Here is a 17,864-nt window from a genome sequence, read left to right on the forward strand (position 1 = left end):
GACTGCAAAATTAAGCATGGTTAATATAGCATTTGGTCGTAATTTTTGCTGCAACTGGCGTAATAAAAGCGCAACTTATGCACATTGTTGAACTTTAGTGGCTAAATAACGTATAGCAAGTTAAAGAGGGTTAATAATGTCGTTATTGTTACGCTGGCAAGCTTGGTTAACCACACTGCTGCTAATCCTGCTGGCTTTATCTGCACAGGCCAGCAGCACTGGCTGGCAGCAGGCGAAGCATATCCGGGCAGAACTGATCAGTGAATTCCAGACAGTAACGCCCGGTCAAACCTTTAGCATTTTACTGCACTTCGAACCGGATCCGGGCTGGCATACCTACTGGCAGAACCCCGGCGATTCCGGTTTGCCTACTACTATTAACTGGAAGCTTCCTGCTGGTGTAAACGTTGGCCATATTCAGTGGCCAACGCCACAAGCCTTTGTTATTCCGCCGCTGGTTAACTATGGCTTTGCCGGCCAGACTTTGCTGTTAACCGAGCTGACCCTGCCTGCTGATTATGCGCAAAATACCCTGACTATTGATGCTGATGTCGACTGGCTGGTCTGTGAAGAAATTTGCATTCCAGCCGATGCCAGCTTTAGTTTAACCCTGGCAGTGGCTGAGCAAGGCAAGTTAGCGACCCAGCAGCCATTATTTGCGCGTGCCCGCGCCAGCCTGCCGCTGCCATTAGACAGCTCAGGAGCGGAGTTTGCGCTGAGCGGTGGCGCTTTTTCGGCGGCCATACCTTATGGGTTACCACTCGCACCGGTAGCGTTTTTTGTCGCCGGAACTGAGCTGGTCGATCATGCGGCTAGCCAGCAAATTGTGTTGCAGGACGGCAACTTGCTGTTGCAGCAAGCTTTGAACACTTACTTTACTGCGGCACCGGCCGCGGTAGAGGTAGTGCTGGTTGATGCCTCAGGTCAGGGTTACAGCGTCAGCTTCCGGCAACAGCAGCAAACAGAGCAGGGCAGCAGTACTGAAATTCTGGTTACTGGCGGTACCCTTAACAGTAACCGGCTATGGCTGATTTTACTGATGGCGGCCGGCGGTGGCCTGATCTTGAATTTAATGCCCTGTGTGTTTCCGGTGTTGTCCTTAAAAGCGCTGAGTATTGCCGCCAATAGCCAACACCGCGATCAGCAGCGACGTGACGCCTTATTTTATACCGCCGGGGTGGTGCTAAGCTTTGTTGCTCTGGCCGGCTTACTGATAGCACTGCGTGCTGCCGGCAATGCTATTGGCTGGGGCTTTCAGCTGCAAAGCCCGTTACTGGTGGGGCTGCTGGCGTATTTATTATTGGCGCTGGGCTTAAGTTTATCCGGCTTGGTGCAGTTTGGCCTGGGCTTAATGAACGCCGGCAGCGGTTTGGCGAGTCAAAGCGGCGGCAAGGGCTCATTCTTTACTGGGGTGCTGGCAGTGATTGTCGCCAGCCCCTGTACCGCGCCTTTTATGGGCACGGCGCTGGGCTATGCCGTAACGCAAAGCCCGCAGGTGGCCTTGCTGGTGTTTGCGGCACTGGGGCTGGGCATGGCGCTGCCTTTCCTATTATTGGCCTATATTCCGGCATTGGCCCGGCTGTTACCGAAACCCGGCGCCTGGATGGATACGTTAAAACAACTGTTAGCCTGGCCACTGTATTTAAGCGCAGTCTGGTTGCTGTGGGTGTTTGGCCGCCAGGCGGGTATTGATGCCATGGCGCTGTTGCTGGTGGGTATGGTGGCACTGGCCGCCGCCTTGTGGCTGTGGGGCCGGGTGCAACTGGGCGCCGGCTGGGGTAACCGGCTGGCCGCCCTGTTGATGTTGCTGCTGGCCTTGGGGCTGGCCTGGCAGGTAACAGCTGTTGCTACAAGCGCTGACCAGCAAAGTAAAGCGAGCGCAACCGCGCAGCACTGGCAAAGCTGGTCACCCGCCAAATTAACTGAGCTGCGCCAGCAGGGGCAGCCAGTGCTGGTGAATATGACGGCCGACTGGTGCATTACCTGCCTGGTGAATGAGCGGGTAGCGTTAAATACTGAGCGCAGTAAAGCGGCGCTGAGTGAATACAATGTCAGTTACTTAAAAGGTGACTGGACCCGGCGCGACAGCGATATTACTGCTTATTTGCAGCAGTATCAGCGCGATGGCGTGCCGCTATATGTGTTGTACTGGCCCGGGCAGCCACCGAAGCTGCTGCCACAAATTTTAACGCCTGATACCCTCAGGCAAACCTTCGACTCATTGAGTCAGTGATCAGTAGTTATTAATTTATTGTTTAATTTACAGCCAAACAGGAGTGATAAAAATGAAATTAGCAAAACTGGTCGTCACCGCAGGTGCAATGTTGTTTGCCGCCACGCTGGCCGCAGCGCCACAAGTAGGTAAACCGGCACCGGATTTTACCGTCAAAGATGCCAATGGCCAGAGCCATAGCTTGCAGGATTTTGCCGGTAAAAATGTGGTACTGGAGTGGACTAACCATGATTGTCCGTTCGTGGTAAAGCATTACACCGGCAATATGCAGCAGTTACAAACCGAACTGACCGGGCAGGATGTGGTGTGGTTAAGTGTGATTTCTTCGGCACCGGGTAAACAGGGCCATATCAGCAGTGCCAAGTCAGCCGAGTTAACCAGCAGCCGCAACGCCAGCCCCACAGCTGTGTTGTTTGACGAAAGCGGTGCCATGGGTAAAGCCTATGATGCTAAAACCACACCTCATATGTATGTTATTGATAAAGCCGGTGTACTGCAGTATATGGGCGGTATCGACAGCATCCCTTCTGCCAAAGCAGAAGATATTGCCAAGGCCACACCGTACTTTGCCAATGCGGCCAAAGCGGTACTGGCCGGTAATACACCCGACCCGGCCGTCACCCGGCCTTATGGTTGTAGTGTGAAGTATTAAGCAAAAGCTGCTCAGCCAGTAGCCACTGGCTGAGCAGTGTTTGTTAGCCGGCTAGGGTTACTGCAGTGAAATAAATACTGGTTTTGCCCTCATGCGACGAGTAGTAGCTGATATAAAGCGTTGTATCACGCAGTACCATGCCAGCATAGCTGCAGTCGCCACCTGATGGCAGGCGTTGCCATTCGGTTAGTTTGCCGCTTTGCCGGTTAATCCAGCACAGGCTGGTGCGTACCGTCTCGTCATATAACCGTATACAAGCCAGCAGGCGGCCATCGGCCAGCTGCAGCCATTGCGGGCCGCCAATCCGGCAGCCGACATCCTGCCATTGCCACTCAGTGTAGGGCGGTTTGCTCTGGCCGAATAGGCCATGGTCCGGGTCGCGGCGCAGTAAACACAGCGCCGTGCCATCAGGCTCAAACAACAAGCCGCTTTCATTGGCGTAGCTGCTGCTGTGTAAATCGGTTAGTGGCGCAAGCTGGAACGGGCTTTCGCCCTTATATAAGCGGACCAGCCGGTTTTTGCCTACCCGGTAACCTACTGCGAAACAGTTCTGCTGCTGCCACGCCATCCGCCACAGCCAGATATTGGGCTCACCAATCGGCTGCGCCGCCGACCAGTGGTAGCCATCGTTCGATTGCCAGATATAAGATTGATGCGATTGCTGTTCGCGGTTATGCAGAGCGCCAGCGCCAAGTAACAGCAAGCTGCCATCGGGCTGAACACTCAGCTTACCATCCCGTAAATCCGCATCACTGGCGCTGATCAGTGCTGCACTGTGCCAGCTTTGGCCAAGATCCGCTGAACGCAACAGCCGGAAGGCGCCATCGGGCGACACATGCGCACTGCCTTCGCGAAACACACACCACAACGCCTGCCCAAACCAGATCAGATCGGTAAACGCATTATGCTCAGCCTGTTGCCAGATACAACGTGCAGTTAACATGGTGACTCCTGATAGCTGCCGGTGCGGCTAAGCCAACCTTGATTATAGTCTGGCTGGCACATTATTCAGTTTGCACTATTCACTCTGGAGGGCCGTGATCGGATCCAGCTCTGAGGCTTTAATTGCCGGATATACGCCAAAGGCCACGCCGATTAAGGCACAGATACTAAACGACAAACCAATGGCTAACAGTGACCAGCTAACGGCCCAATCGGAATAAAAAGCGATAAGTTCTGACAGTAAAATGCCAAACACTATACCCAGCAAGCCGCCAAGGATAGCAATAGCGAAGCTTTCGGCCACAAACTGAATTTTAATGTCGCGCCGGGTGGCACCAATGGCGCGCAGCAGGCCAATTTCCTTAGTACGCTCCAGTACTGTCGCCAGCATAATATTCATAATGCCAATGCCGCCTACCAGCAACGAAATGCCGGCTACGCACGACATCACAATATTAAAGATTTGCTGGGTTTGCTTTTGCTGCGCCAGCAGGGCCGCCGGCACAATAATATTATAGTCGTCGATATCGTTGTGGCGCTGCTTTAGTAAAAAATCCAGCGCCCGCGCGCTTAAGGCGTTATTGGCATCTTCAGCTAACTGTAAGCGGAATGAGGTAAGCTCAGCGCTTAGTGGCTCGGCTTTAAAGCGGGTTTGCGCGGTATTCAGTGGCATAAACAGCTGGTTTTGCTCGCCACCCAGTTTAATGCCCTGAAATTCATTACTGCCGGCATAGGGTTCAGCCAGTACGCCGACAACCTGCAGCCAGACATGGTTTACTTTCACCGGTTTACCCAGCGCGTCGCCGTTGGGGAATAAGCTTTGTGCTACCCGGGCCCCAAGAATGGCAACCTGGGCGGCATAGCGGTTTTCCTGCTCGCTAAAATTACGGCCACTGACAAACTGCAGCTTGCTCAGCGCCATATAGCTGGGCGATACGCCAATAGCGATGCCATCGCTTTTGCCGTCATGGCTGTAAATGCCATGGGTATCGATAGTGCGCTCGGCACTGTATGAGATAACGCCGGGAATGGTGGCCACTGCGGCATCAATATCACTTTGGTTCAGGCCCAGCGAATGTTTACGCTGCTCTTGCAGGGTTTTTTCGTCAAACTTGCGCCCTTCGACAATCAGGTTGCGCAGGCCCATGGTTTCAATGGTTTTTAAGGCTTCGCGCTCGGCACCCTCACCAATGTTCAGCATGGCGATTACCGCGCCGACACCGAAGATCATCCCCAGCAGGGTTAGAAAAGTACGGAGTTTATGCTGTGCCAGTTCGGCCAGGGTATCTTTAATTAAAGGCGTATGTTTCATGGTGTCAGCTTTCCGGATTAATAAGGGCAATTTCATCGCCAACAGCAACACCAGTACTGATTTCAGCATGGCTCAGGCTTTTGCTGCCGAGGCTAATCGGTTGTTTTACAAAGCGGCTGCCTTGGCGTTTATAAACAAATAACTGTTGTTGTTCGCTGAAAATAGCCTGCAACGGTACTTTTAACACTCCGGGTTTTTCATTCAGCCACAAGGTGGCAATGACTTTGATGCCCGGCATAAAGCGCGGGTCTTGTTGCTCGGGGGCGACGATCACTTCAATATATTTGCGCGGGTCGCGCCGCTCACGCGACTGGGCGATGGCGCCAACGGTCACGATTTGCCCAGTTAGCTCGCTGTCGGGCCAGGCCGCCAGATAAAAACTGACCCGCTGGCCGGGGGCCAGGCCAATAGCCTCCTGCTCTATCACCTGCAACTTTAAATGCTGCAAACTGAGATCGGGAATACTGCCAATTTTGAAACCAGGAAACACCATGCCGCCCACTTCCGGTTTTTCGCCGCGCCAGTTGCTCTCAAACAGTAAAATGCCGGCATGCGGTGCTTTCACTTCCAGTTCGGCCAGGCCACTTTCAGCCTGTTGCAACAGGTTTTGCTGCTGGCCACGTTGCAGCTGCAATAGCTCCAGCTCACCACTGCTGCGCTGACTGAAACTTTGCTCCTGCCAGCCCAGATACTGTTGTTTCTCGCCCAGGTATTCTTTGTTTTGCATTGAATCGAGAATTTCCAGCCTGGAGCGAATTTGCACGTTGTCGATACTGAAACGGTCGGCAAAGGTAAACTCCTGAGTGATCAGGCTTTGATCCAGGCCCAGGGCCCGTTGCTCATTTTGCTGTTCAGCCAGCTTTTGCTGCTCGTCAGCCAGCACACTGCTCAGGCCGGTATTGGCTTTGCGCTGCGAACGTTCCAGCTGGCTGGCATCGAAAGTAACCACTACGTCACCCGGTTCTACCCGGCTGAATTCCCGGGCCAGGCTGGCAATAAAGCGCGGCCCCTGTACATTGCGCGGGGCGTTAATATTGACCGAGTTCACCGCAAATAACTCACCTTCACTATGCACTTTATGCAGCAGAGTCGCGGGGGCAACCTGATAAACCGGCACTTGTATTTCTGGCTCATTGCAGCCGGTCAGGGCTGCAACCAGGCCGAGGCTGAGTAAGATGGGTAGCTGCTGCAGGCGATGTTTAGTTGGCATTGCGCGCTCCTTGCACTGGCGTCAGGCTGATATTCAGGCGAGCGGTCATGCCCGGGCGCATCAGTTCGGTATCTAAATCATTCAGGCTTACGCTGGCATCCACCACCCGGCGTAAATTATCGTTCGATTTATCCCGCACCGCATTACCCAGGCTTTGCAGCACGCCGTTAAAGCGCCGCTCGGGGTATGCATCCAGGGTTATTTCTACTGCCAGGCCCGCTTGTAACCGCTTTAAATCTATTTCATCAATTTCTGCTTTGATATACAGACTATCGAGTTGGCTGACCTCAGCCACTGGCTGGCCAAACTGGGCACTGTCGCCAGCCGAAAATTTTTCACCATTGAAACCCATGCTATAAACCATCACACCGGCAAAAGGTGCTTTGACCTGCATGCTGGCAATGTTGCGTTGCAGCAGGCCGACTTCGGATTGCAGGCGGCTGACTTTCGCCACCAGCATTTGCTCTTCTGCCAGGCGTTGCTGCTGATGGCTGGCCAGGCGGGCTTGCGCCAGCTGGTATTGGTTATCAGCAATGGTAAAGTCGATTTGCGCTTTGCGCCGATCGTTGGCTGAGCGTGATTGATCAACAATTTCGGCTTTGCGTTGTTCGCGGTCGTATTCCATTTTGCGCTCGGCCAGAGTCAGCTTAAGCTCTTCAAAGGTTTGCTCGTCGCTACGCAGGCGATTAGCCAGTTCCTGCTCGGCACTTTTTAGTTCGATGCTTTTACTGTTTAGTTCGTCCACCAGTCGCTGGCCATCGAAAGCCACCACCAATGCACTCTCGGTTAACATGCTGCTCTCTGGTGCCAGCTGTTTAATATTGTATTGCCACATATTGCTGACACTGGGCGGTGAGGCTTTAAAAGAATTGGCGGCGGTGAGCTCGCCGGTGGCGCGCACATGGCTGGCAAGCACGCTGGCGGGCGGGCTGGCGCTGTCTTGCTGGCAGGCGCTAAGCAGCAAAACGCTAAGCAACACGGCAAGGCAACGAATAGTGGGGGTAAGTGTCTGTTGTAGCATTATTGAGCCACCTCTATCAGCATACCCATGCCTAGCATCGGGTTGGCGGCCGGCAGGCTGCTGGCGCTAAACGAGGCTTTGTAATACAAGGCATTGCCCCAGCGCTGGCGCTTTTCGCCCTGTTGTGCCAGCTCGGTTAGTGAAATAGCAAAAGGTTGATCGGGAGCAATATCAAAACGGGCTTGCAGTGCTTGGGCTTGTTGTAAGCGCGGTAAATCGGTTTCATGTACCCAGGCTTCAATAAACAAATTGTCTTTACGGTTTACCTCGGCAATCAGCCAGCCAGGCTGCGCGGTAACACCGGCGTAAATCTTGGTGCCATGCCAGGGGTGGTTACCATAACTGATGCTGCCATCCTGGGTGGCATAGACGCTCATCCGGCTCAGCAGGTTTTCGGCATCGGCCAGTTCAGCCTGAGTTTGGCTGATTTGCAGCTGTTGCTTACTTAACGCTGCCCCGGCAGTGATGCGGGCCACCGCCAGCTGCTCTGCAGCTTTACTGGCTTCGGTGCGGGCCCGTTTTTGTTCCAGTTGGTATTGTTCGTAGTCGTACAGGCTTAAATTGGTTTTCGGTACGCTGGCATCAATACCGGCTTTTTCCAGTAGCAACTGGCGCCGGTTCAGTTCATATTCGGCTTCCATCACACTTTGGGTATGTTGGCTTTTTAATTGGTTTAAGCGCTCTTCGTGGTTAATCAGGCTGCTTTTTAGCTGCTCTATTTGCGCCTGGGTATTGCCGGCATCAAACACTGCAATTAAGTCGCCGGTTGTAACCGGTTCGCTTTCGCTTTGCAGCCATTGTACCTGTACCCGCCAGTTGTCGGTCATCGGCGCGACAATGCTTTGCCGGTCGGCCGATTGTAAGGTGCCGGTAAGCAACAGCGGTAAGTCACTGCTGCCAGGTGCGGCGCTAAGCTGGCTGGCAGCCAGCAGTGCTAAGCTGAGCGTGCTACGGAGCATGCGCTGTCCTCCATGATCTGGCCATCGCGCATCCGGATCACCCGGCCGGCATAGGCGGCTATTTCGTCTTCGTGGGTTACCATTACTATGGTATTGCCCTGCTGATGCAAATCGCATAGCAACTGCATAATTTCTTTGGAGGTTTTGCTATCGAGGTTGCCGGTAGGTTCGTCGGCAAAAATCACTTTGGGCCGGTTAACCAGGGCGCGGGCAATGGCCACCCGCTGCCGTTGGCCGCCCGACATTTCGTGGGGTTTATGGTCTTTGCGATGCCCCAGCCCCACCTGATCCAGCAGATCATTGGCCCGGGCAATGGCTTGCTCGGGTTCAATCTCGGTGTAACGCAGCGGCAAGGCGACATTCTGCGCGGCGGTAAGCCTTGGCAATAAATGAAATGACTGAAAAATAAAACCGATATGCTGATTGCGCATCGCCGACAGGCTAACATCATCCAGCTGGCCGATGATTTGCCCCGCCAGCTGATACTGGCCGCTGCTGGGCGTATCCAGGCAACCCAGAATATTCATCAGGGTTGATTTGCCTGAACCTGAGCTGCCCATAATGGCCACAAATTCGTTTTCGGCAATGCTCAGGCTAACATCACGCAGTGCCTGCACCTGGCTGTCGCCGCTGCCAAAGTTTTTATAAAGGCTTTTCGCCGTAATCATCCGTTTAACCTGCTTGTGGTTAGAATCGCTACAGTTTGCCATAAGCTAATGTATGCCGATAGCCGGTTATGCCCAACCAGGTTGATTAATTGTAAGCAGATGTAATATAGCCCAGCCCGTTTTGCCAGCGAGCATCAGCTGGTATGTTGATAACGCACCAGCGTCTGTAACTGGCTGATATTACTAAGTTCGCCGCGTTGCATAATCAGCTCGCGGCCCAGCTTTAATGCCAGTCGCTGACAATCTGCCCGCTTACCGGCATCGCTGATGCTGTCAAGGTCAGCGACATGCGCCAGGCCAACGGTACGGCGGATCAGCTCACAGCCGGCATAGCCAATAGCATCGCTGAATACCTGCTGTAAAAAGCGGCGCTGATATAAGCTGTTGTCCAGCGCCGGGTCCTGGGTTTCCCGGCTCATTAATTCAGTAAATGTTTGGCTAAAGTGTTGCCACAGTTGTTCGGCTTGTTGCAGCAGATAGGCTTGCTGCTCCGCAGCATCTTCGGCCTGATGCAGGCCGGGACAGGCAATGTAATTCAATAGCAAATTCCCCAGCAAGGAGCCGACATCAAAACCTATCGGGCCATAAAAGCCAAACTCGGCGTCGATAACTTTACAATTCTCCTCATCGATAAAAATACTGCCGCTGTGCAAATCGCCGTGCAACAAGGCTTGTGGCTTGCTCAGAAAATCTGCTTTTAACGCGGCGACTTCGGCTTTTAATGCTTCGTCGTGCCACAGAGTTTTGGCCTTTTCCAGAATAGCAGGCTCAATATTGTTTCGCTCGTGGTTGCAGTAGGGGTCGGTAAAAAACAAATCTTCGGTAATCAGGCACAGCTCAGGGTTTAAAAAGCGCGCCACTTCGGCTTTTTTGTGCTCGCTGCTTAGCACAAAGTCACTGGTATAAAATAAGGTGTTGGCCAGGTATTTGGCCATTTGTGGCGCTAAATGGTTAAACTTTTTGCCAGCGTTCAGCTCAGTGCGCAAAATGCGGTAGGCTTTTAAATCTTCCATTAAAATGGCGCAGGCTACCGGGTCAAAATAGCGTACCTCTACTGTATGCCCGGGGCAAAAGCGGTGGTGCATTTTCAGCACTTCTGCTTCTATCCGCGCCCGGTCAGTCGTTAACGGCCAGCTTTCGCCCACGCAGCGGGCATAGGGCAGCGCCTGTTTTACAATCAGCGAGGTACCTTTATCGTTCTCTACCCGGAATACCAGGTTCAGGTTGCCGTCGCCAAACTCCTTGGCAGTTAATTTGCTATGGTCGCCAAACAGTTCGCTATGCTTGTCGGCAAAGGCCATTGCTTCATCGGCACTAAAGGTTTTGTACTCGCTCATCAGGGGACACCGTTACTTGTAAAGACAAAAGCAGGGCTGCATAATCGCAAACCCGATAGCCGTCTGCAATATCTAACAAAAAGTTAAGCAGGAATAAGTCATGCAAAATTTAACCGCACTCAGCCTGAAAACCGAACAAGGTAAACTTCAGGTGCTGGACCAAACCCTGTTACCGCATCGCCAGCAATGGCTGAATTGCGCCACGGTAGCAGAGATGGTAGGCATGATTAAAAAGCTGCAGTTGCGCGGCGCGCCGGCCATTGGCATTGGTGCCTGTTTGCTGCTGGCAGTGCGGGCAGAGCAGGGAGTAAGCCGCGAGCAACTGCGCCAGGATGCGGAAATTTTACGCGCTGCCAGGCCCACCGCCGTGAACCTGATGAACAATATCGACAGTATGCTTAAGGCGCTAAGCGAGCCCGATTATGCCAACGCTGCTGTGGCCTGCGCCGAGGCACTGTTTTTTGAAGATGTAGCGCTTTGCCAGCAAATGGCCGGCCATGGCGCGGCCTTAGTGCAACCCGATGAGCAGCTGTTAACCCATTGCAATACCGGCGGCCTGGCCACTGCCGGGGTTGGCACCGCACTGGGGGTGATTAATTTAGCCCATCAGCAGGGGAAAAATATCCGGCTGTGGGTAGATGAAACCCGGCCGCTATTGCAAGGCGGGCGCTTAACCGCCTGGGAGTGCCAGCAACTGGGTATTCCGTACCAGCTAATTTGTGACAATATGGCCGCCATGCTAATGGCCCGCGGCCAGGTCGACCGCATTTTTGTTGGTGCCGATCGCATCGCCGCCAATGGCGACTTTGCCAATAAAGTGGGTACTTACTCGCTGGCGGTGTTAGCGCAGTATCATCAGGTGCCGTTTTACGTGGTAGCCCCCCACACTACGGTAGATTTAAACTGCCCCGATGGCAGTGTAATCCCTATTGAGCAACGCGACGGCAATGAAGTACGCGGCGTCAGCGGCGGCTTCGGCCAAAGCATTTGGGCGCCGGAAGATGCCCCGGTATTTAACCCGGCGTTTGACGTTACCCCCGCCAGTTTAGTCACCGGCTGGGTATTGGATACCGGAGTTTATAGTAAGGCAGATATCGCCAGTGGTGTGCTAAAGCAGTTTGCGTAAAGAACGACTGCCTATAATGGGATAAAAAAAGCCCGGTTAAATTAACCGGGCAAAGGACGAGGGTAAAACGGGGTAAAACTTGTTACAGTTAAATCAGGTTGCGCTTAATAACAGCGTAAAACAGCTTATTCAGCGCTGTTATACGCGAATTGATTGGTTTCGATGCCGTTAATATCGGCCGTTAAGCGCGCCAGGTTGTGCTGGTTAATATCACTGGTTTTTAACGATACTGCGCGTTTAAAATCGTCCAGTGCGGCAACCCGGTCGTTGGCCAGTACATGCATAACACCACGGTTGCTGTAAGCCAGGGCGCGCATTTCACGCTTGGCGTCGCTTGGTATGGCCGGGGTGCTTTGCGCCAGGCTGACTGCCTTGCTGCAAGCGCTTTGCGCCTGGTCAAGCTGGTTTAAGCGGCTGTAGGCTACGCACAGGCTCATGTGTAATGAAAAGCTGTCTGCATCTGCACCGCGATAGCTGGTTACTTCGCTGATACCTTGCTGCAACTGGCCGGCCTGAATGGTAGTAACGCCCGGGGTGTCTTCAATTAACACCATTTTGTAACCATTGCTCGCAGCTGAAGCGAGAAATGGACTTGAGGCCAGCACGCTCAGTGCCACGGCAGTAGCAAATTTTTTGGCTGTGAATGTCATGTCGTATTCTCCCTTGGTTTAAATTCGGGTCGCCGCTGTTACTGGTAAAGAGTATTGCGGCGACAGGGATACTTTAGCCAAGGCCAACTGGTCTGACAAACGAGATAAATCACACTGACAGGTTAAAAAAATTCACTTATGATCCGCCGATAGCAGCGCAGCCATTGTCATAAACAGGTGTTAAACGTATGCGGGTTTCAGCTATTCACTGGCTGAAAGCTTTTAAGTACCCATTCAATCAGCAACTGAATTTCCGGCCGGTTGGCATCGCCATCGTGCCTTACCAGATAATAGCGATCGCGGCTTAGCAGCTCTTGCTCAAATAAGCGCACTAAGCTGCCGCTGCTAAACCAGCTTTGGCTGATAGGCAGCGGAATAAGGGCTACGCCCAAGCCCTGCTGGGCAGCACGGGCCACGCTGAACATGCTGTCGAGCTGAATAATTTGCTTCGGTTTAAAGTTATGGTAACCGACATGCTCGGCCCATTGGTGCCAGGCATGTGGCCGTGCCTGATGCAGGATAAGCGGGGTTTTTTCCAATGCCCGGTAGCTTTTGCCATGAATTTGTTCATACAACTTAGGGTTGCAGGCGGGTACATAGCTTATCGGGAATAAATCATAGGCCTGGCTTTCATCAGGCTGTTTACCGGATAAAATAATCGATAAATCGGTGTATTTTGGGCTGTCGCGGCGCGATTTTACCGTTTCCAGCTTTAAGTTAATGTTCGGGTATTGCGCCGACCAGCCAATTAACTTCGGCACAAACAGTTCGCTGGCAAAAAACTCCGGCATCGAAATGCTGACTTCCTGCATCCGTTCTACCTGGCTGAACTGGGCAATGGTATCGGCCAGCTGCGCCAGCAATGGCTGAACTTCCTGGTAAAAGCGCTTGCCGGTCTCTGTTAAAGCAATAGCGCGGGTTTTGCGCTCAAATAAACTGAGGTTTAAGTTATCTTCCAGTTGTTTTATCTGGTGGCTAACCGCTGACGGCGTTAAGTACAGCTGCTTAGCGGTTTCTTTAAAACTTAAACACTCGGCGGCGACGCAAAAACAGCGCAAGCCACGAAGTGGCGTATGAATAGTCATAGTCGGTAATACCTGGTGTTCAATACAGGCTAGTATACTAGCCTTAAATGACAAACTGGCTGCAAAAGTTAAACCACTTTGCAGTATGAACTAAAGTTTAGCTAAAACAATAGCATAGCTTTTTGTTATTGGTGGTAGTTTGCAAGCTTGCACCAATCTGGCGCGGTAGCGCAGGCGCATTGCAGCAGTGAGACTACTGTGCTGCGCTAAGCCAATAGCGGAAACGTGGTGGCAATAGCGCTGCCGGTAAAATGAGCCACCCAGCCATCGGGGTTATTAAACAGCCGAATGGCGGTAAAGTCGGGCTCGCTGCCCATATCGAACCAGTGCGGGGTATTGGCTGGCACGCTGATTAAATCGTTTTGCTGGCACAGTACCTGATACACCTTAGTGCCAATATGCAGGCAAAACAGGCCCTGGCCGCGTACAAAAAACCGTACTTCATCTTCGCAATGGATATGCTCGGCCAGAAATTTCTGCCGTAGTAGCTGTTTATCCGGGTGGTTCGGGCTTAACGAAATGACATCCACCGTGATATAGCCATGCGCCTGTTTTAGCCGCTCGATATCATGGCTGTAAGCTGTCAGGATTTGCTCCTGGCTGCTGTCGGCATGAATAGGCGCGTTGGCCTGCCACTGCGCAAACTGCACGCCAGCGGCCTGCAGCTGTTGCCGGATAACCGTTACATCACTGCTATCGAGCAATACCTGTTCAGAGTCAGTGTCGCTAAATACCATTAGCCGGCTCATTGCATCATCTCCTGCAGCTGATAAAAATCGTGGGCGGTTGGATGCTTGCCAGCGCTCTGGCCGTCGCGGACAAGTTGCACTGTTGCGATCCCCAGCTGGCCGGCAGCATCAAGCTCGGCGGTGACATCAGATAAAAACAGCACCTGGCGCGGTGGTATTTGCAACTGCTGCAAAATAGCAGCATAGGCTGATACCTCGCGCTTGGCACCGATACGGGTGTCAAAGTAGCCACTGAACAGCGGCGTTAAATCACCAAAATCGCTGTGTTTAAACAGCAGCTGCTGCGCTGCGACGGAGCCTGAGCTGTACACATATAACTTAATGCCCTGGCGCTGCCAGTCGGCCAGCTTGGCGGCGACATCGGGGTAAATATGGCCCTGAAAAGCGCCGTTTTGATAGCCGTCGGCCCAGATCATGCCCTGCAGGGTTTTCAGTGGCGTTGCTTTCTGATCTGCAGCCAACCACTGCAGCAACAATGTAATGCAACGCTCGGTATCGGCGGTGGGTTCGCCACTTAGTATGCGAACTTGGTGAAGTTCGCTGGCAACAGCCGGCGTATGCTGCTCGCGGCGGATAAAATCGGGTAAATGTTTAGCCGCATAGGGGAACAGTATCTCAGTAACAAAGCTGATGCGGCTGGTGGTGCCTTCAATATCGGTAATAATGGCGCGGTAGTTCACGGTAAGCCTGCAATTTTAAAACGTTCCAGCTCGCAGTTTATAAGAAATTCCCAGCCTTCTAAATGCCTTTTTGCCTGCTCCAGGCTATTACCCCAGACATACAGGCCATGACTGCGCACCAGTAAGCCATAATGAAAAGAATCATTAAGAGAATGGTTGAGCGACTGGCTAAGCGGCTGTTTTTGCCAGCGGTGTTTAAGCTCTTCAGCCAGCGCCGGGATGTCCTGAGTATTGTCAAAAATCGGCAGTGACAATAGCTGTTGGTGGCTGCTGATGCCGCTGATGGCTTTTTGCATTTCATAGCCGGCAAACAGGTAGTTATCCTGACTAATCAGCCGTGAAAATACCGTGGCCTGCACCGAATGGGTATGCAGCACCGCTTTGCTGGCGGGGTTTAGCTGGTACAGCATGGCATGCAGGGCGGTTTCGGCTGACGGGGTACCGCTGCAACTCAGCTGCTGATCCTGCCAGCTAACCGGCAGTAAATCCTGCGGGCTTAGCTCGCCTTTGTCTTTACCCGAGGCGGTAACCAGGGCGCTGTTGTCGCTGGTGCGGATAGAAAAATTACCACCGGTAGCGGGCACCCAGTGCCGGCTGGCAATCCAGCGGCCAAGCGCACAGAGCGCAATGGCATTAGGGTTAAGTTGATGCAGCTGTGCCGTATTGTTCATAAATGCCTGTCATAAAAGCTCGTGATAAAAGCCTGTTATAAAAACCTGCTCTGCCAATAACGCTCCGACAGCTAAACGTTTAACCATTTAGATGTCTATACACTAAACAGGCTGAATGATAGCATTCAAGCTGGTTTTGGCAACTTTTTCTGAGCATATGGCCTTATTATCAAAACTGCCGGCAGTGGGCAGCAGTATTTTCAGCCAGATGAGCCAACTGGCAACTGAACAGCAAGCGATTAATTTATCTCAGGGTTTTCCTGACTTTGCGCCGGATAGCTACTTACTGGCGCGGCTGGCCTATCATAGCCAGCAGGGTGCTAACCAATATGCGCCGATGCCAGGCATTTTACCGCTGCGCCAGCAAATCAGCGATTTAGTGGCGCGCTGTTATCAGCGCAGCATTAACCCCGCTAGCGAGATCACGGTAACCTCGGGCGCAACTGAGGCATTATTTGTGGCGATTCAGGCCGTGGTGCAGCCGGGCGATGACGTTATTCTGTTTGATCCGGCTTACGACAGCTATGCGCCGGCGGTGCAGCTGGCCGGTGGCACCAGCATACATTTAAGCCTGCAGGCACCGGGTTTTAAGGTTGACTGGCAGCAGGTGGCGGCCGCTGTTACCCCGCGTACCAAACTGATTATAGTTAACAGCCCGCACAACCCCAGTGCTACCGTCTTTAGTGATACTGACTGGCAGGCGTTACAGCAGCTGGTGTGTCAGCATGGTTTATATTGCCTGAGCGACGAAGTGTACGAGCATATGGTGTTTGATGGTGCGCCCAGGCTTAGTGCCCATTGCTACCCGGCGCTGGCTGAGCGCAGCTTTGTGGTGTCATCTTTTGGTAAAACCTTTCATGTTACCGGCTGGAAGCTTGGCTATTGTATTGCGCCGCCAGTACTGAGTGCTGAATTTCGGAAAATTCATCAGTACGTTACCTTTTCCAGCTTTACACCGGCGCAGTATGCCATTACCGATATGCTGGCCAACTATCCGGCACACGTCAGCGGCCTGGCGGCGTTTTATCAGCAAAAGCGTGACCAGTTTGTTCAGGCACTAAGTGGCAGCCGCTTGCGCTTAGTACCCAGCGCCGGCACCTATTTTCAGCTGGCAGATTACAGCCTGATTTCTGACATGGCCGATGTTGAATTTTGTCGCTGGTTAACCATAGAGCACAAAGTCGCCGCCATACCGCTAAGTGTATTTTATCGCCAGCCACCGGCTGCGCGACTTATCCGCTTTTGTTTTGCTAAAACGCCGGCAACCTTAAGCCAGGCAGCGGAGGTACTATGTCAGTTGTAACAGTCAGCCTGCTGCAGACTGAACTGCACTGGCAGCAGAGCGCGGCGAATCTGGCGCAGTTCAGCCAGCTGCTGGTGACACTGGAGCCAACCGATTTAGTGGTACTGCCAGAGATGTTTAGCAGCGGTTTTAGCATGCAAAGCGCAGCGATTGCTGAAACTGAGCCGGGGCCGGGCTTAGCCTGGCTCACCGCGCAAGCTAAAGCGTTAAACGCTGCGATAACCGGTTCGCTGGCCGTTAAAACCGCCAGTGGTAGCTATGTAAACCGGTTGTATTTTGTGACGCCGGATGGCGCGGTCAGTTATTACGATAAAAAACACCTGTTCCGGATGGCGGGCGAGCACCAGGCTTACCAGGCTGGGGCCGGGCGGGTGATCGTGCGCTGGCGCGGCCTGCGGTTTTGCTTGCAGGTGTGCTACGACCTGCGCTTTCCGGTATTCAGCCGTAATCGCAACGATTACGATGTGCTGATTTATGTCGCCAACTGGCCGGCGGCGCGCCGTCATGCCTGGACCAGCCTGCTATTGGCGCGAGCCATTGAAAACCAGGCCTTTGTGTTAGGCGTAAACCGGATTGGCCAGGATGGCAATGATATTTATTACAGCGGTGACAGTGTAGTAATCGATTATCAGGGCCAGCTGCTGGCCAGCCTCAACAAAGGTGAGGCGGGTGTGCTTAGGGCAACGCTGGACGGCAACACGCTGGCGCAGTACCGCCAGGTTTTTCCGGCCTATTTAGATGCAGATAGCTTTACACTTGATTAACCAACAGGCTTGACCTGAAGCGGTTTCGCGGCAACACTGTACGGCCGTAATTAAGCAGGTTTGAACGCGTGACAGCAATTAACTGGGCAGCTCTGAATGCTGCCGCCAAAGCCGCCTCAGAGCAGGCATATGCTCCTTATAGTCATTTCCCGGTTGGTGTGGCCGTGCAAGCCAGCAGTGGCAAAATTTATCATGGTTGTAATGTCGAAAATGCTTCTTATGGCGGTACGGTGTGTGCTGAGCGCAACGCCATTGCCGCGGCTGTGGTGGCAGGTGAGCGCAAATTTGTTGCCCTGCTGGTGTATACGCCACAAAGCAAACTGACTCCACCTTGCGGTATTTGTCGCCAGGTCATCGCCGAATTTTTTATGCCAGAGGCGCCTGTTGCCAGCAGCAACCATTTAGGTCAGCAACAAAGCTGGACGTTACAGCAACTGCTGCCAGATGCCTTCACGCCAACTTATCTGGCCGCCAGCAATAAAATAAATAAGGATAGTTAATA

Annotated in this window: 18 protein-coding genes; 6 read left to right on the forward strand and 12 right to left on the reverse strand. The window is 52.9% G+C overall.

The features are described 5' to 3' along the window. Positions 1–136: 136 nt before the first annotated feature. Complete coding sequence (locus tag WG68_RS14605; protein WP_046558459.1) at positions 137–2,233, forward strand: protein-disulfide reductase DsbD family protein; 2,097 nt, start codon at positions 137–139, stop codon at positions 2,231–2,233. Between the two features lie 52 nt (positions 2,234–2,285). Continuing rightward, complete coding sequence (locus WG68_RS14610) at positions 2,286–2,885, forward strand: redoxin domain-containing protein (protein ID WP_046558460.1); 600 nt, start codon at positions 2,286–2,288, stop codon at positions 2,883–2,885. Between the two features lie 43 nt (positions 2,886–2,928). On the opposite strand, the gene WG68_RS14615 is transcribed toward WG68_RS14610, so the two are convergent. The 7 genes from WG68_RS14615 to mtnK form a co-directional block, all read right to left on the reverse strand. Next, positions 2,929–3,828, reverse strand: a complete 900-nt coding sequence (locus WG68_RS14615) for a hypothetical protein (protein ID WP_046558461.1) — start codon at positions 3,826–3,828, stop codon at positions 2,929–2,931. 75 nt (positions 3,829–3,903) lie between these two features. Further along, positions 3,904–5,208 carry an ABC transporter permease gene (locus tag WG68_RS14620; protein ID WP_235357747.1) on the reverse strand — a complete coding sequence of 435 codons (1,305 nt, stop codon included), beginning with the start codon at positions 5,206–5,208 and terminating at the stop codon, positions 3,904–3,906. Next, the gene (locus WG68_RS14625; RefSeq protein WP_046558462.1) at positions 5,144–6,349 is read right to left on the reverse strand and encodes an efflux RND transporter periplasmic adaptor subunit; all 1,206 of its coding nucleotides are present in this window, start codon (positions 6,347–6,349) and stop codon (positions 5,144–5,146) included. The genes WG68_RS14620 and WG68_RS14625 overlap by 65 nt, the downstream gene beginning before the upstream one ends. Beyond that, positions 6,339–7,370, reverse strand: a complete 1,032-nt coding sequence (locus WG68_RS14630; RefSeq protein ID WP_046558463.1) for an HlyD family secretion protein — start codon at positions 7,368–7,370, stop codon at positions 6,339–6,341. The genes WG68_RS14625 and WG68_RS14630 overlap by 11 nt, the downstream gene beginning before the upstream one ends. Continuing rightward, positions 7,370–8,329, reverse strand: coding sequence for an HlyD family secretion protein (locus WG68_RS14635; RefSeq protein WP_152663127.1), 960 nt, complete (start codon positions 8,327–8,329; stop codon positions 7,370–7,372). Before WG68_RS14635 ends, WG68_RS14630 begins: the two co-directional genes overlap by 1 nt. Then, positions 8,305–8,997: an ABC transporter ATP-binding protein gene (locus WG68_RS14640; protein ID WP_046558464.1), complete on the reverse strand. Its 693-nt coding sequence runs from the start codon at positions 8,995–8,997 to the stop codon at positions 8,305–8,307. Before WG68_RS14640 ends, WG68_RS14635 begins: the two co-directional genes overlap by 25 nt. Before the next feature lie 134 nt (positions 8,998–9,131). After that, positions 9,132–10,334: an S-methyl-5-thioribose kinase gene (gene mtnK, locus WG68_RS14645; RefSeq protein WP_046558465.1), complete on the reverse strand. Its 1,203-nt coding sequence runs from the start codon at positions 10,332–10,334 to the stop codon at positions 9,132–9,134. Positions 10,335–10,434: 100 nt separating this feature from the next. Here mtnK and mtnA point away from each other — a divergent pair, with 100 nt between their 5' ends. After that, positions 10,435–11,460 carry an S-methyl-5-thioribose-1-phosphate isomerase gene (gene mtnA, locus WG68_RS14650; RefSeq protein ID WP_046558466.1) on the forward strand — a complete coding sequence of 342 codons (1,026 nt, stop codon included), beginning with the start codon at positions 10,435–10,437 and terminating at the stop codon, positions 11,458–11,460. Between the two features lie 125 nt (positions 11,461–11,585). Here mtnA and WG68_RS14655 read toward each other — a convergent pair whose 3' ends face one another. From WG68_RS14655 to WG68_RS14675, 5 genes are all read right to left on the reverse strand, one after another. Further along, positions 11,586–12,110 carry a tetratricopeptide repeat protein gene (locus tag WG68_RS14655; protein ID WP_046558467.1) on the reverse strand — a complete coding sequence of 175 codons (525 nt, stop codon included), beginning with the start codon at positions 12,108–12,110 and terminating at the stop codon, positions 11,586–11,588. Between the two features lie 197 nt (positions 12,111–12,307). Next, positions 12,308–13,195, reverse strand: a complete 888-nt coding sequence (locus WG68_RS14660; protein WP_046558468.1) for a LysR substrate-binding domain-containing protein — start codon at positions 13,193–13,195, stop codon at positions 12,308–12,310. Positions 13,196–13,401: 206 nt separating this feature from the next. After that, positions 13,402–13,944, reverse strand: coding sequence for a 1,2-dihydroxy-3-keto-5-methylthiopentene dioxygenase (locus WG68_RS14665; RefSeq protein WP_046558469.1), 543 nt, complete (start codon positions 13,942–13,944; stop codon positions 13,402–13,404). Continuing rightward, on the reverse strand, positions 13,941–14,624 hold the full coding sequence (mtnC, locus tag WG68_RS14670) for an acireductone synthase (protein WP_046558470.1): 684 nt from the start codon (positions 14,622–14,624) through the stop codon (positions 13,941–13,943). The genes WG68_RS14665 and mtnC overlap by 4 nt, the downstream gene beginning before the upstream one ends. After that, positions 14,621–15,295, reverse strand: a complete 675-nt coding sequence (locus tag WG68_RS14675) for a methylthioribulose 1-phosphate dehydratase (RefSeq protein ID WP_046558471.1) — start codon at positions 15,293–15,295, stop codon at positions 14,621–14,623. The genes mtnC and WG68_RS14675 overlap by 4 nt, the downstream gene beginning before the upstream one ends. 115 nt (positions 15,296–15,410) lie before the next feature. Between WG68_RS14675 and WG68_RS14680 the strand changes: the two genes are divergently transcribed. The 3 genes from WG68_RS14680 to WG68_RS14690 all read left to right on the forward strand — a co-directional run bounded on the left by WG68_RS14680 (position 15,411) and on the right by WG68_RS14690 (position 17,862). Further along, positions 15,411–16,598, forward strand: coding sequence for a methionine aminotransferase (locus tag WG68_RS14680; protein ID WP_324292084.1), 1,188 nt, complete (start codon positions 15,411–15,413; stop codon positions 16,596–16,598). Next, positions 16,586–17,362, forward strand: a complete 777-nt coding sequence (locus WG68_RS14685) for an amidohydrolase (protein ID WP_046558472.1) — start codon at positions 16,586–16,588, stop codon at positions 17,360–17,362. Before WG68_RS14680 ends, WG68_RS14685 begins: the two co-directional genes overlap by 13 nt. A 68-nt stretch (positions 17,363–17,430) precedes the next feature. Then, the gene (locus WG68_RS14690) at positions 17,431–17,862 is read left to right on the forward strand and encodes a cytidine deaminase (protein ID WP_083981908.1); all 432 of its coding nucleotides are present in this window, start codon (positions 17,431–17,433) and stop codon (positions 17,860–17,862) included. Positions 17,863–17,864 lie beyond the last annotated feature (2 nt).

This window comes from Arsukibacterium ikkense (assembly GCF_000987775.1).
GTDB classification, from domain to species: Bacteria; Pseudomonadota; Gammaproteobacteria; order Enterobacterales; family Alteromonadaceae; genus Alishewanella; species Alishewanella ikkense.

Coding starts and splice junctions, on each gene's coding strand:
- WG68_RS14640 (WP_046558464.1), bottom strand. CDS start 8,997: ATGATTACGGCGAAAAGCCTTTATAAAAACTTTGGCAGCGGCGACAGC.
- mtnA (WP_046558466.1), top strand. CDS start 10,435: ATGCAAAATTTAACCGCACTCAGCCTGAAAACCGAACAAGGTAAACTT.
- WG68_RS14665 (WP_046558469.1), bottom strand. CDS start 13,944: ATGAGCCGGCTAATGGTATTTAGCGACACTGACTCTGAACAGGTATTG.
- WG68_RS14605 (WP_046558459.1), top strand. CDS start 137: ATGTCGTTATTGTTACGCTGGCAAGCTTGGTTAACCACACTGCTGCTA.
- WG68_RS14615 (WP_046558461.1), bottom strand. CDS start 3,828: ATGTTAACTGCACGTTGTATCTGGCAACAGGCTGAGCATAATGCGTTT.
- WG68_RS14635 (WP_152663127.1), bottom strand. CDS start 8,329: ATGCTCCGTAGCACGCTCAGCTTAGCACTGCTGGCTGCCAGCCAGCTT.
- WG68_RS14660 (WP_046558468.1), bottom strand. CDS start 13,195: ATGACTATTCATACGCCACTTCGTGGCTTGCGCTGTTTTTGCGTCGCC.
- WG68_RS14630 (WP_046558463.1), bottom strand. CDS start 7,370: ATGCTACAACAGACACTTACCCCCACTATTCGTTGCCTTGCCGTGTTG.
- WG68_RS14675 (WP_046558471.1), bottom strand. CDS start 15,295: ATGAACAATACGGCACAGCTGCATCAACTTAACCCTAATGCCATTGCG.
- WG68_RS14625 (WP_046558462.1), bottom strand. CDS start 6,349: ATGCCAACTAAACATCGCCTGCAGCAGCTACCCATCTTACTCAGCCTC.
- WG68_RS14620 (WP_235357747.1), bottom strand. CDS start 5,208: ATGCTGAAATCAGTACTGGTGTTGCTGTTGGCGATGAAATTGCCCTTA.
- WG68_RS14655 (WP_046558467.1), bottom strand. CDS start 12,110: ATGACATTCACAGCCAAAAAATTTGCTACTGCCGTGGCACTGAGCGTG.
- WG68_RS14685 (WP_046558472.1), top strand. CDS start 16,586: ATGTCAGTTGTAACAGTCAGCCTGCTGCAGACTGAACTGCACTGGCAG.
- WG68_RS14680 (WP_324292084.1), top strand. CDS start 15,411: ATGATAGCATTCAAGCTGGTTTTGGCAACTTTTTCTGAGCATATGGCC.
- mtnK (WP_046558465.1), bottom strand. CDS start 10,334: ATGAGCGAGTACAAAACCTTTAGTGCCGATGAAGCAATGGCCTTTGCC.
- WG68_RS14610 (WP_046558460.1), top strand. CDS start 2,286: ATGAAATTAGCAAAACTGGTCGTCACCGCAGGTGCAATGTTGTTTGCC.